Origin of the sequence: Aliihoeflea sp. 40Bstr573 (genome assembly GCF_024105655.1) — a bacterium.
In the GTDB taxonomy this organism is placed as follows: Bacteria; Pseudomonadota; Alphaproteobacteria; order Rhizobiales; family Rhizobiaceae; genus Aliihoeflea.
The window spans coordinates 319,808-332,884 of sequence record NZ_JAAAMH010000002.1 but is presented as its reverse complement, the minus strand read 5'-3'; the positions used below and the strand labels follow the sequence as shown (position 1 = coordinate 332,884).

The 13,077-nt window shown below is 61.1% G+C and carries 14 protein-coding genes; 12 read left to right on the top strand and 2 right to left on the bottom strand.

What is annotated here, in order from left to right; all coding sequences use genetic code 11:
* The first annotated feature begins 33 nt into the window (after positions 1 to 33).
* From GTK01_RS04955 to GTK01_RS04920, 9 genes are all read left to right on the top strand, one after another.
* Positions 34 to 486: a phage tail tube protein gene (locus tag GTK01_RS04955; RefSeq protein WP_252924734.1), complete on the top strand. Its 453-nt coding sequence runs from the start codon at positions 34 to 36 to the stop codon at positions 484 to 486.
* Positions 486 to 911, top strand: coding sequence for a gene transfer agent family protein (locus GTK01_RS04950; RefSeq protein WP_252924733.1), 426 nt, complete (start codon positions 486 to 488; stop codon positions 909 to 911). The genes GTK01_RS04955 and GTK01_RS04950 overlap by 1 nt, the downstream gene beginning before the upstream one ends.
* Positions 908 to 1,030: a hypothetical protein gene (locus GTK01_RS20950; RefSeq protein WP_256483542.1), complete on the top strand. Its 123-nt coding sequence runs from the start codon at positions 908 to 910 to the stop codon at positions 1,028 to 1,030. Before GTK01_RS04950 ends, GTK01_RS20950 begins: the two co-directional genes overlap by 4 nt.
* Positions 1,030 to 3,069 carry a tape measure protein gene (locus GTK01_RS04945; RefSeq protein WP_252924732.1) on the top strand — a complete coding sequence of 680 codons (2,040 nt, stop codon included), beginning with the start codon at positions 1,030 to 1,032 and terminating at the stop codon, positions 3,067 to 3,069. Before GTK01_RS20950 ends, GTK01_RS04945 begins: the two co-directional genes overlap by 1 nt.
* The gene (locus tag GTK01_RS04940; protein WP_252924731.1) at positions 3,070 to 3,741 is read left to right on the top strand and encodes a hypothetical protein; all 672 of its coding nucleotides are present in this window, start codon (positions 3,070 to 3,072) and stop codon (positions 3,739 to 3,741) included.
* The gene (locus GTK01_RS04935) at positions 3,741 to 4,331 is read left to right on the top strand and encodes a hypothetical protein (RefSeq protein ID WP_252924730.1); all 591 of its coding nucleotides are present in this window, start codon (positions 3,741 to 3,743) and stop codon (positions 4,329 to 4,331) included. Before GTK01_RS04940 ends, GTK01_RS04935 begins: the two co-directional genes overlap by 1 nt.
* Positions 4,332 to 4,333: 2 nt before the next feature.
* Positions 4,334 to 4,717 (top strand): hypothetical protein, encoded by a 384-nt coding sequence (locus GTK01_RS04930; protein ID WP_252924729.1) that lies wholly within the window; start codon positions 4,334 to 4,336, stop codon positions 4,715 to 4,717.
* On the top strand, positions 4,714 to 6,525 hold the full coding sequence (locus GTK01_RS04925; RefSeq protein ID WP_371924271.1) for a fibronectin type III domain-containing protein: 1,812 nt from the start codon (positions 4,714 to 4,716) through the stop codon (positions 6,523 to 6,525). Before GTK01_RS04930 ends, GTK01_RS04925 begins: the two co-directional genes overlap by 4 nt.
* Positions 6,526 to 6,616: 91 nt before the next feature.
* Entirely contained in the window at positions 6,617 to 8,782 is a 2,166-nt protein-coding gene (locus GTK01_RS04920) for a glycoside hydrolase family 55 protein (protein ID WP_252924728.1), read from the top strand.
* A 2-nt stretch (positions 8,783 to 8,784) separates the two neighbouring features.
* Here the strand turns inward: GTK01_RS04920 and GTK01_RS04915 are convergent, their stop codons facing one another.
* A complete protein-coding gene (locus tag GTK01_RS04915; RefSeq protein ID WP_252924727.1) occupies positions 8,785 to 9,996 on the bottom strand; it encodes a hypothetical protein in 1,212 nt (403 codons plus the stop codon).
* Positions 9,997 to 10,191: 195 nt separating this feature from the next.
* On the opposite strand from GTK01_RS04915, the gene GTK01_RS04910 reads away from it, so the two are divergent.
* The gene (locus GTK01_RS04910; protein ID WP_252924726.1) at positions 10,192 to 10,614 is read left to right on the top strand and encodes a hypothetical protein; all 423 of its coding nucleotides are present in this window, start codon (positions 10,192 to 10,194) and stop codon (positions 10,612 to 10,614) included.
* Positions 10,615 to 10,655: 41 nt separating this feature from the next.
* Here GTK01_RS04910 and GTK01_RS04905 read toward each other — a convergent pair whose 3' ends face one another.
* The gene (locus GTK01_RS04905; protein WP_252924725.1) at positions 10,656 to 11,636 is read right to left on the bottom strand and encodes a methyltransferase domain-containing protein; all 981 of its coding nucleotides are present in this window, start codon (positions 11,634 to 11,636) and stop codon (positions 10,656 to 10,658) included.
* Between the two features lie 157 nt (positions 11,637 to 11,793).
* On the opposite strand from GTK01_RS04905, the gene GTK01_RS04900 reads away from it, so the two are divergent.
* The gene (locus tag GTK01_RS04900) at positions 11,794 to 12,663 is read left to right on the top strand and encodes a hypothetical protein (protein WP_252924724.1); all 870 of its coding nucleotides are present in this window, start codon (positions 11,794 to 11,796) and stop codon (positions 12,661 to 12,663) included.
* The gene (locus GTK01_RS04895; protein WP_371924270.1) at positions 12,663 to 13,031 is read left to right on the top strand and encodes a DUF6527 family protein; all 369 of its coding nucleotides are present in this window, start codon (positions 12,663 to 12,665) and stop codon (positions 13,029 to 13,031) included. Before GTK01_RS04900 ends, GTK01_RS04895 begins: the two co-directional genes overlap by 1 nt.
* Positions 13,032 to 13,077: the final 46 nt, after the last annotated feature.

The following is a 13,077-nucleotide window of genomic DNA, read 5'->3' as shown; positions in this document are numbered from 1 at the left end:
TCGTGACCGGCCTCTTTGTCATGGAGACAGGAAATGCCTGAATACGCCGAGACAGCCAATTTCCACGAGATGGTGCTCGAGGTCGAAACCGAGACCGAGGGGACCTTCGCCCGCATCTGCGGTCTGACGTCGCGCGGCGTCACGCGCGCGCACAACATGAACACGTCCGAAGTTCCGCCCTGCGACGACGAGAGCCTGCCCGCCGCTGTCGAGCGCGCGGTGCAGTCGTCCGAGGTGACGATCTCGGCATCCGGTGTCTATGCGCGCCAGAGCAAGCAGATGCTGGAGGACTGGTGGTATTCCGGCCAGACCAAGAACATCCGGATATTCCATGCCACCGCTGCCGTCGGCGACACCGAGTATGAGACCGGACCGGCCTATCTCGCCAACCTCGGCAACGTCGCAGAGCGCGGCACGAAGGTCACCGCCGAAATGGAAATCCAGTTCGATGGCATGCCGACCCGGACGGCGAAGGTCGCTCCCTGATGGGCAAGGATATCACCTGGGCCGGTGGCGAGCATCGCTTCCACATGGAAATCGAGCACCTGCGCGCGCTCCAAGAGAGATGCGACGCCGGCCCAGAATGGATTCTGGCGCGGCTTTCGTCGAAGCAATGGTTTGTCGACGACGTCGTCTCTACCATTCGTCTCGGCCTCGAAGGCGGCGGGATGGAAAAGGAAGACGCTCGCAAGCTGGTCAAGCGCTATGTCGAAGATCGGCCGCTGACGCTGTCCGTGCTGACGGCCCGTGCCGTCCTGATGCTCGCGCTGTACGGCGATCCGGACGACCAGCCGGGGGAAGCCGACGCGGGGACGGACGAGCCGACCGCTCCCCGCGGCCACGAGGCAAATGGCGCTTCGCCGACTTCTACCAGTGGGCCGGCATCCTCCATCGCGACATCGGCCGCATGACTGTTTGGGAATTCGCCTGCGCGGTCGAAGGCTACGCGCGGGCGCATTCGACGGAAGAGGCCGGAACTCCGGCCATGGACGACAAGCGTCTGGCTGATCTGGGTATCGAGGGCTTCTGATGGCAACAGACGTCGAGCGGCTGATCGTTGCGCTTGAAGCGAGGACTCGCGCCTTTGAGAACGCGATGAACCGGGCTAACGGCGTCGCCAATCGCCGTGCCACGGCGATCGAGAAGCGATTCGCCACCATGAACCGGAACATCACGTCGAGCTTCGTCGGGCTGAACCGGGGCCTTGCTGCGGCCTTCCTCGCCGGCGTGTCGGCTCGTGGGGCACAGCGGCTTGTCGACGACGCGACGCGCATCCAGAACGCGCTCAAGGTGACTGGCCTTGAAGGCGAGGCCCTGAAGACCGTCTATGACGACCTCTTCGCCGCGGCGCAGCGCCAGTCGGCACCGCTCGAAAGCCTCGTCAACCTCTACAGCCGCATCGCGCTGTCGCAAAACGAGCTTGGCGTCTCAAGCGCGGAGATCGTCACGTTCTCCGAAACCATCGGCATGGCCCTGCGTGTACAGGGCGCATCGGCAACGGAGGCGGCAGGCGCGCTGACGCAGCTCTCCCAGTCGCTCGGCGGCGGCGTGGTGCGGGCCGAAGAGTTCAACTCGATCATCGAGGGTGCCCCGGCGATCCTTCGAGCCGCCGCAGCTGGCATTGCCGAGGCCGATGGGTCGGTCGCGAAGCTCCGGCAGATCATGCTTGACGGCGAACTGTCGTCGCAGGCGTTCTTCCGCGGTATCGAAGCAGGCGCCCACGTCCTGGAAGATCAACTCGCGGGTGCGGAATCGACCGTCAGCCAGGCGTTCGTTCGCTTCCAGAACGTACTGCAGGACGCTGCCGGCAGGTTGAATGAGGGAACGGAAGCGAGCGAGACGCTCGTCGGTGCCATCAACTGGCTGACCGATGTCGTCGCCGGAGCCGATTTCGGGCCGATAGTCAGCGGCCTTGGTCGCGTGGCCGACACGGCGGCCGAGGTCGTCGGCTGGATCGACGCGATCGGCTCGGCGCTCGGGCGCCTGACGGGCCTCGATCAGGTCGGCGAGTACGCCCGTGGACGCATCCAGCAGTCCGACATCAACGATCGTCTCAACCGCGCCTTCGGTGACAATGGGGCGGCAGCCAAGGGCGACCGGCCAACGGCGTTGCCGGCGATCGAGGTCAAGGCTACGCCGAAGCCGATCAGCATCGCGGACTATCCCGTCAGCGGCGGCGCGGGAGGTGGCGGCAGTGGCAGCCGGCGCCGGGGCGGCGGCGGTGGGCGCGGGGGTCGTTCGGGTGCAGACGGCTATCAGCGTGAGGTCGAGCAGATCCGCGAGCGCACCGAAGCTCTTCGCGCCGAAACTGCTGCGATGGCGGGCGTCAATCCACTGATCGACGATTTCGACTATGCGATCACCAAGGCGCGCGCTTCGCAGGAGCTGCTAAACGGCGCCAAGAAGGCCGGGCTGGCGGTGACCCCGCAGTTGCAGGCGAGCATCGATGAACTCGCGGAAGGATATGCCCGCGCGACCGTCGAAGCGAACCAGCTCGCGTATGCGCAGGACAATGCCCGACGTTCGGCCGAGGAGATGCGCGAGCTCGGCAAGGACGTGATGGGCGGGTTCATCTCCGATCTTCGCGCTGGCAAGTCCGCCAGCGAAGCGTTGGCGAACGCACTCAACAAGGTGGCCGACAAACTGCTTGACGTCGCGCTCAACAGTATCTTCGACGCCAAACCCGCAGCAGGTGGCGGCGGTGGATTTCTCGGCGGTCTTCTGGGTTCGGTCGGCAAGTTCTTCGGATTCTCGCAGGGGACAGCAAACACGGGCGGCCGGCGCGGGCAGGCGCGGGGCGTGGTTCATGGCCAGGAGGCGGTCATCCCATTGCCGGCTGGCGGCAAGGTGCCGGTGCAGATCCAGTCGCCCGGTGCGGCCGGGCGTGCATCGACGGAAACCATCCGCGTCGTTCTTCAGGACGACAGCGGCCGCATGGCCGAGATCGCCGATCAGCGCATTCAGACGTCGGCTGGGACTATCGTCCAGGTGTCGGTCGAGCAGAGCACGCGGGCCGTCAAACGAAACTTGGCCGGCATGATCGCAAACGCTCAGACGAGGGACATGTGAATGACGATCAGATGGCCCGAGCAGGTGTTGCGGCCGCAGAATGTCGCGTTCGATATAGCCTCGCGTTCTCTGTCCGCGCCCGCGTCGATGAGCGGCGCGGTGCAGGTCGTCTCGTCCGATGCCGGCATCTGGAAAGCGACGTTCGGCAATGTGCTGGTTCGTGGTCGTGATCACGTGCTGGCTTTTCGCGGCATCGCCAACCTCCTCGAGGGCCGGCTCGGCAGGATCCTCGTCCCACTCTGTCGGGGGTATCAGCCGCTTTTGCCGGCGTGGCAGCCGCTCTATGAGCCGGTGCCGCATGCCGACGATGCATTCTTCAGCGATGGCGCGGGCTATGTTAGCCAAGTCACTAGCGTAACGCTGGCCGGGTCTGTGGCGGCTCGTGCGGTGTCCGCCAATGTGCATGTTGCCATCGCCGACACTCTGCAGCCTGGTCAGCACTTTTCGATCGGCGAGCGGCTCTATCGCCTGCGCACCGTCAGCTACACGAGCGAAAACACGGCCGCAATCACGTTCCGCCCGCCGCTTCGTGAGGCGGCGGCGATCGGCGCGCGGCTTGAGTTCGACGATCCAGTCTGTCGGATGCGGCTCGCCAGCGATTCCGAGATGGATCTCGAATTGGCGCTGCGCCGCTTCGGCGCGCCAACCGTGTCGTTCGTGGAGGACGTCTGATGGCCTTTTTCACAACCGATCAACTTAGCGCCCTTTCGTCCTCCACTGTCCGCCTCGATATTCTCGTCAAGATGGAGTTCAAGAGCGGCACGGTCTACGTCTGGAACGGCAACACCGATCTCGAGACCGGAGGGCAGACGTGGCGACCGATGCATGGTCGCGGCACGATCGACGGCATCGGGATTTCCAGCGGCACTGTTTCGGAAGCGGTGACGCTGACCCTCTCGGGCCTTCCGGAACAGCAGACCGACCTACTTGCGCTGGCGCTTGAGGAAAGTCCGGACGTCGCACAGCAGTCCGTGACGATCTACGTGCAGTTGTTCGGCGACGACTGGCAGCCAATCGGGGCGCCTATTGGCATCTGGTGGGGCTTCATGCAGCCGCCGCGTGTCGAGCGCAGCCAAATGCAGGGCATCGAGGGCGCACAGCAGGCCGTGTCGGTCGTGGCGGAGAATGCGTTCTTCAACCGCAGCCGGCCGCCCTATGGCCGCTACACCGACCGCGACCAGCAGAAGCGATACCCCGGCGACAAGTTCTTTCAGTTCATGTCCTCGCTGCTCTTCAAGACTTTCGTATATCCGGATTACTGATTTTGGACCCCAAAGAGTTCGTAACCGCCATCGCCGCGGAGCCTTTCGCGTGGGGAAAAAACGACTGCGGATCGATTGCCGACAGGTGGATAGCACTCAAGGCTGGCCGCTCACCTCTTGAGACCTACGGTCGGCGCCACACCAACCGCGAGGCTGCCCTAAAGTGGCTTTCCGAACCCGGCGGCGTCGCTGTTGCGGTCAATCGCGTCATGCGGGCGAACGGTTTCCGGCGCACCAAAAACCCACAACCCGGCGATCTCGGCCTGGTCATCTTCGACGGCCGCATGTGTATCGCAATCCATGCAGGCGGCATCTGGTTCAGCCGTCACGAAGACGGGCTCATCGGCGCGCCGCTCGACAACTTCTGGAAGGCGTGGGCGGTATGAGAACTCGGTACATCGGCAACACGCTACACCTGGAAAACACGACAGCGCTTTACGGTCCCGGCATGGCCCGAACCGGCTTCATCGAGGGCGCCATCCTTCTGGCGTTCACGTCTGCCGGCGTTACCGGATCTGCGCTCGCCATCGGCACAACGCTTCTTGCCGGCGCCGTCAGCATCGGCCTTTCGACCGGCCTCAGCTTTCTTGCGCAATCGCTATTTCGCCCGTCGGCTCCGAAGCCGGAAGACGTGCAGCAGTCCGTCAGGCAGGCGACCGCACCCCGCATGCGCCACTACGGTCGCGTCAAGGCGTCCGGCCCATGGGTGTTTGCGGAATCCAAAGGAGGAGCATTCTACAAGGTTCTTGCCCTTGGGCAGGGTCCGATAGATGCCATCGAAGAATACTGGATTGACGATGAGGCCGTCACACTTGACGGCGCCGGCGAAGTCACGAACGGAAAGGCAGCGGGTGCCGCTGCCATCGAGTCCCGGCTAGGGCAATCCACCGAGGCCGCCTACACGCGAATTCTGTCCAACTTCCCCGAGTGGACGGCCGACCATAGCGGCAATGGTGTCGCATCACTTCAGATCTTCCAGGCTCCCACTCCGGATTCGGAATTTCTCTCTATCTTCCCGAATGGCATCAACACGAATTATCGCGTTGTTCTGCGTGGTTCGCGCGTCGTCAATCCAGTCACATCCGTGACGGAATGGAGCGACAACGCCGCTGCAGTCATTCGTGATTACCTGACACACCCCGACGGCATGCGGTTGCCGGCGTCGATTATCTCCACGCCGCTCGCCGCCTACGGATGGGAAGTTGCATATTATCGGTCGATTGAAGCGATCCCACTTGCCGCCGGCGGAGATGAGCCTCGCTATCGCCTCTGGGGCTCCTACCAGCTTAACGAGCGTCCTGCGGACGTGCTTGGCCGCATGCTGCAGGCTTGCGACGGTCGGCTCGTGCCGACGCCTGATGGCGGCCTTACATTGGATATCGGCAACTGGGCAGAACCGACCGTCACGATCGGGCCGGAAACCATTACGGGCTTTTCCGAGCTCGGGCGTCGCCGCGATGTTCTGACGACGGCCAACACGATCCGCGCCACTTACCTCGAACCAAATCAGGACTACCAAGCCGCAGAGGCCGACCCATGGGCGGACGAGGTGGACGTAAGCGAGCGCGGCGAAATCGCGTCTGACGTCCAATTCAACATGGCCCCCTCGCACAGCCAGGCTCGGCGGCTGATGAAGCTCGCGGCCTTTAGGGCTAATCCAAATTGGGTTGGCACGTTCCAGTGCAATCTTCGCGCACTCGCCGCGATCGATCAGCGCTTCGTCCGCATTCAGTATCCGCTGTTCGGCATCAACTCTGTCTTTGAGGTGCAGGATCTGCGCTTCAATATTGGCGAGGGTGGCTTGCTGACCGGCGTGACACTTCAGGTTCAGTCGATGCCGAGTGCTGCATACGACTGGGATACCTCGCAGGAAGGAACAGCGCCCGTCTACAACGAGTCGGAAGGCAGCGACGGCGTCCCTGTGCCGGGCGCTCCCACGGTCGATTTCGTCGGCGGCGCCGCGGATCTGACGTTCAGTCCTTCGCCGTCAATCCTGCTGTTCTATCAAGTCCGCTACAAGACGACGTCCGGCACTGAATGGACGACGAGCGGCAATCTAGCGAACGACGCTACGAGCTTCACGACCGGCACACTGACGGCTGACACGGAATACGAATTCCAGCTTCGGTTCATCACTGAAAAGGGCCGTACCGGTGATTGGTCCACCGGCACCGTAGCGACGACGCCCGCCTAGCAAGCGCAACCGCGCGGCGCGCCGGCGCCACCCCCGAAAATCAGTCCTTCCCAACCGTGCCTTGGCGCGGCGCTTTTGCATGGAGCATTCAATGAGCCTTGACCTCGATCCGAGCGTGATTTGGCGCGACTTCACGACCGATGGCATCCCGGCATCGGGCGCACATGACCCGCGAAAGGTCGAGATCAGGCAGAGCCTTTCGGCGCTTCGCCAGGCGGTCATCGCGCTGCTGGCAGATGCCGATCCGGGCCTCACGCTGCCCAACCTGCTCATCCGCGCGACGGACACCGGGGCTGGCACGCCGAACGCCATTCAGGCGACGACGAACCTCACGCTGCCGGCCGGCGATGCGACAGCGCTGATCGCGCTCAACATCTTCGAGATGAACACCGGCTCACCCGTCACGGTGTCGTTCAACGGCGGCGCGGCTCTTACCATCAAGACGGTGGCCGGGAACAATGTTGAGCCCGGTGCGCTTCCCGGAGGGACGAACGTCCTCGGGATCCGTGTCGGCACGAACTTCCAACTGTTCTCCGATCAGGCGAGCGCGGCGCTCCTGACCGAAATGGAGGAGTTGCTTGAGGACTTCCAGACGCTATTCCTTGGTGTGCGTGCGGATGACCCGACGACTGGCCCGGGGGGTGCCGCGCTGCAGGAGGGCGCGCTTTATTACAACAGCACCTCTAGCCAGCTTCGTGTCTATGACGGCTCGGTCTGGCAGCCCATCGACACCATCGACTTTGCGTCTCAGGCAGAAGCTGAGGCGGGCACGGACAACACAAAGGCGATAACGCCACAGCGTGTTGTCGAGAACCTGACATATGCCGGCATTGCTTCTGCCAAGTCGTACGGGATCAAGGGGGACGGCACAGACCAAACCGCGTTGATCAACTTTGTGTTGGGGCTAGGAACGCCGGTCTTTTTCCCTCGTGGCGACTATCGCGTCTCGGCGACCATCCAGGTCCCGAACGGCGGTGGCATTGTGGGGGTGGGTGAGAATACGAATTTCATCCGTGCGTTCTCGTCCGGCCGTCCTGTTATCGAATACACGGGCGACGGTGGCGACGTCGGGCAGCAACCTTGGTTCCGCCGCTTCTCGATCACCAACAATCTCGGCCAAAGCGTTGCCGTCAATGACAACGGTCTGGAGATTGGTCTTGCCGGTCCTTGGGGCGGACGCGGGGACATCGGCGACATCACCATCGTCGGGCAATACGACAACTTCAAATGGAAGGGTGGCACTGTCAGCACCATCCATGCCGTCCGTTGCTACGAGGCCAAACGGCACAACTTTTTCGGTGTTAATCCTCGTGGCGAATTGGTCGAGTGTCATGCCGAGTACGGTGAAGGCAACGGCTATTACATTTTTGCGGAGAACTCTGGCGAGACCGGGGTTCGCCTCATCAATTGCGGCACGTTCGGCAATCAAGAGTTCGGTCTGCAAGCTGACGCAGCCAGTGGCGTAAGCGGCGCGAACATTTGGCTAATCGGCCGGTTCTCGTCGTCCTTCGACGGGCGCGGCGGCATCTATTCTGACAAGCCGATTATTCAGTTTCTTTGGGACAAGCTCTTTGTTGAGTACGCTGGGTATGCCGTCAATTTCAAGCCAGATTTTACAGTGTACACCGGCGCCAAGGGGATTACCCTCACAGGGCCGAACGTCGAAAAGATTGCTGGCGGCGATATTGAAGTTTTGAATTGTCGCGGACAGGGCATCCTTATCGATGCCGCTGATGTCCAGTTATCGGGCATTTCCAAGGTCATCAACAACGGGACCGGCGGCGGTTCGGGCGCAGATCGCGTCGGCATCGGCATTCAGAACGCGGCCCGGGTTCACATTCAGGAACTTTACACCGAAGCGCATAAGGGATCGACCAGCCAGACGACCGACTTGGCGATCAACACGGGCGATTGCGTTACCTCTTTGGGGCAGTCAGATTTGCGCGCGGCTTTCTTTGCCGCTGTTGCCAACCATCAGTGGACTGGAGAGTACAAAAACCTGTCTGATCCGTCGATTGCCAGCGCGAGCGATATCACGGTTGCGCCGTGGGCGCGGCGTGTCACGCTGACTGGCACGGCAAACCTCTACAACATCGCCCCGACCTTCAAAGGCCATCGGATCAAGATCAGGTTCACTGGCATCTTGACGGTGGACAATGGCGGCAACATTCTCCAGCAAAGCACTGTGGTGACAGCCGCCGGAATGATCCTCGAATTTGAATGCGATGGGACCAACTGGTGGCGCGTTAGTCAGTAGGTCTAGCGATTAGCCACCCAGCAATCGAACGGAACCCGAAAAATCGGCCCGACCGGCTCGGATGAGCATTGTTCCATCCGGTCGGTTAGGACCGCGTCGATGCGTTGAACGCCAGTGAAGTCGTTCGTGTAAACGGCTGCGGCTCGTTCATCGCGCGGCACATGCAGTTCCCCAATTGTCAGCAGGTAGTTGAAAATTGGTGTTAACTCCGGAAAATTGACGATGGTGGCAGAATTTTCGCGCCGGTTAGATTCAGCCTGATAACCGCTGTGCTCTACAGCCTCCCGCAAAACTTCTAGGCGGGTCGCATCGATAGGTGATGAGCCGATCAATACAGCGAAGAGAACCGCAACGGATCCTGCAGAGGCGATGATTGGCACTGTAGCCCCCTTTATGTGGATGTCGCGAACTAGCAATATGCAGAGCCCAAACGGCGCCAAGGTAGTGAGGGAAAAGAGGGTTTTCTTGAAGCCATAGTAGCTGCCAAGTCCGGCTACTGTGTGTGCTCCCCATAATGATGCCGACAAAGCGAAGGACGCGAAGATAAGGCAGCCGATAGCCACAATGGTCGGATCATTCCGCCGCGCCCCCATCAGGGCGCATCCCGCTCCAATGAGGCCGGTGGCAGCAACAAGAACGGCCTGCATGACGGGTTGGTCGACCGCGAGCAAGTCTAAACCGCCTTCGTGGGTGCCAATGTCCAGCATTGCTCTCACGGACGGGTGGAATGCAAGGAAACCGAGACTCGCAATCGCCCAGTATCCGACGCGCCAGCGGCCCGATTTTGATGTGACCCCCTCAAAGCATAGAAGCACTCCGTATGCGGCTATGAGTTGAAGGGCGGCGATCATATGAGCGAAGCCGATGGTGATCGTAGCCGCCAGGAAAAGTGCATCTCGGCGCAAATGGCTCTGAGATGCCATCGCCGCCAAGAACGCACAGTACGCCAAAGCTGTCGCTACAGCTTGGCTGTAGAAGTAATTGCCCCTCAGTTCAAAGCCATGGATCGGCCAATCCAAGAGCGCGAGACCGGCGAGAATGCATACTGCGACGATAGCCGCGGACTTGGAAACCAGTGCCCCCATCGAAAACAATGCGACGTACACGACAAACAGCGAGGCCATGCCAAGGTTGAACATGGAGACCAGACCAGAATCCCATATCGGCGATAGCCATGCGGCGAGGTAGTGCGCCAGGGGCGGGTAGTGGTTCATCTCGCCGAGGTTCGGGAGCCAGTCAGGGCGAAATGGCCCATGTTCGGTAAGGACGCGAATCAGTGCGTAATGGTGGGCAATGTCAACCGATCCCGACCACAGTACGCCTGACGACCAATAGAGAACGGTGGCTAGTCCAGCGGCTATCGAGACAACTGAAACTGCGCGGCTCGCAATTCGCTCCATATGGTGCCCTTGACCAGTGTTATTGAAAAGCTCGAACCAACACGTTTTGGTTCTTCGAGCGAGACAGCAATGACATCAACACCACTGCGGGCCTCTTGGACGCAGGACTACCTGTGCACGATGACTGAAAGAATAGGAAACATTGCGAACCTAAAACGGCGGCAGCTTTTCGTGACCGCTTTCGATCGTCCACTGATCCATCGGTTCCGTGACGCGGCCAGAGCGAACGTCACTCAACAGTTTTTCGACTTCACGTTCGCTGCGGATAACGATGGCGGCGATGTTGCTCGGCCCAAGTCCCTTTCGAGCAAAAAAACACGCCAGTGCCGGCCACCGTGCTTTCAGGTCTGCTTGAGTTATCGTCAATTCGTTGCCCCGGAAAAGTTAGTGAAGCCGGCGTATATTGCACATTGCCTAATGCTGACAATCTGAAAATCCGTTCAGATAGGTTGAGCTGTGGAAGTCAAGCTGAGCTATCTGTGTCGTCCAAGCCGTGCCAATGCACCTAAAATTCCACCGGATATTGACGCTTCGACGGTAGTGATCCTGGCGTCCGCTTGTTCCGACCGACTCGTAAGGGCTGCATGATCTTCGGCGAGCGCTGCGTGGTCTTTTGCAATGGCCGGAAGTCGCTCTGCCCATATATGATTTACGCCCTCGCTCAATCGCGAAAGTCCTTTAGCCAGATCGTCCATCTCTAGCCGGGAGGCCTTTTCGTCTAGGCGTTGGGATATGCTTCGATCGAATTGTTCAACAGCCAACTCGTATGACAGACCGGTCGGCCCGCTCAATAGACTGGATATTGATATTCCGCCGGCCTTCTGTGCGACTAAAGCATAGTCTTGGCTGGGGCCCTGAAGAACATGTCGTATTGAGGTTTTTTCAATCCTATCGTCTTCGTGGAGACCGATTATCGCGCAGTCTGCGAAGCCGGAAAATTCCGCGGCGAATTGGAGCAGAGTTGAAGGGATAGGCCTGTTGTGGGTCGCATCGAGGAAGAAGCTGAGACTTGAAACGCGGATGTTGTCAGGATTGGGTGTTTCGAGAATAAGCAATCCGCCGGGCCGTAGAGCGCGTTGCGCTTCTCCAATCAACTGGAGGACGGCCTCAAACGGTAGATGCTCGACAAGATGAAAGGCTGAGACGACATCGAGACTTGCATCTTTTGCGTCGGAGATGCTCGTGAGGGCATCTTGCTTGATCGCTTGAAGTCCCAAACGGGTGGAGACCGCGAGCATACCGTCGTCCAGATCAACGCCGCGCGCATCCAGACCTTCTTCGGTCATCAACTCTAGCCACTCGCCGCGTCCGCAACCCAAGTCGAGCGATACGCGAGCTTCGATGGCCCGCGTGAACTGCAGATAAGTTTTCAGTCGGGACTTTATCAGGTCTCTGGAACCCCGGAATCGATCTTCAAACGCCTTGTAGAACCCTTCGAGACTGATCCTATCCACGCGGCGTTCCCCCTATTTCCTGGCGCATTGCCTCATAGCCGCGCAAGGGCGCTTTGAGAAGAGCGGCGTATTTGGATTTGCCGAAGACGTCTCTTCGCAATCTCCCCATAACTGAAACCTTCAATCACCCGGCAGCACCGGGGGAAAGGCTTATCCTATGGACCCGACCGTACCGGCCGGCGCTGCCCGGCTGCTCGACTTCGCTCGCCAGACCGAGGTCGGCACTGAGGAACCTCGTGGCTATGACGTCATCTACGGCTTCAACCAGGACAAGCTTGCCAAGCCGGTGACGCAGATGAGCGTCGACGAGGTGCTGGCGCAGCAATCCTCCTGGTCGAGCCGCTTCGGTTCGTCCGCAGCCGGCGCCTATCAGTTCATGCGCGCCACGCTCGGGGATCTGAAGCGCGAGCTTAATCTGCGCGGCGGGCAGATCATGGATGCGAACCTGCAGGATCGGCTCGCCTACCACCTTCTCAAGCGGCGCGGCTATGAGCAGTTCATCGCCGGCTCGATCGACCGCACAGAGTTCGGCAAGCGGCTGGCGCAGGAGTGGGCGTCGTTCCCAGTTCTTGCGGCGGTACGGGGCGCCCACCAGCAGCTTGCGCGCGGGCAGAGCTACTATGCCGGCGACAGGCTGAACAAGGCACTGGTGTCGCCTGAGCGGTTCGAGGCTGTGATCGACGAGGCTCTGGCTCTTGCGCGCGCGCCTGTCGCCGCTCCTGTCCCGCTGCCGCGTCCCGAGCCAGAGCCGATCTATCCGCCGATCGGTCACAATGGCGGCCCGCCGCTCGAGCCCGTCCATCCGCGCAATCCCAAGCCGTCGCCGGTCGAGCAGTCGGCCAAGGCTGTCGGTGCCGGCAAATGGGCGGCCATTGCCGGCGCGCTGTGGACGGCAGTCGTTTCGGTGGACGTCCTCCCACCGGCTTTCACCACGCCTGAATTCGTCGCGGCCGTCACGGCGATGATCACGGCGGTTGCCGGCGCTGTCGGGAGTTACCGCGCCCCCAAAAATGCGGAGCCGAGCTGATGGGCGCGCGCGGAGTTCTACGCACGCTTGAGGGCGGCGGACTGATGTTCTGGTGTCCGGGGTGTGAGGAAGCTCACCAGGTGAAGATTGGTGAGGGCCGGGGTCCGCGCTGGGGCTTCAACCGCGACTATGACCGACCGACCTTCACGCCCTCGGTGCTGGTGCGCTCTGGGCACTTCGTGCCGGGCCATAAGCCAGCTGACGGATGCTGGTGCACCTACTGTGCCGAGGACGATGAAGACGGTACACCCGGCTTCTCCTGCAAGCAGTGCCATTCCTTCGTCCGCGATGGACAAATCCAGTTCCTTGGCGACTGCAGCCATGCACTCGCCGGGCAAACCGTCCCGCTGAAGCCGTTCCACGATTGACCCGCCCCCGGCCGGTCGCCGGGCACCCTCACAAGGAACCATCACC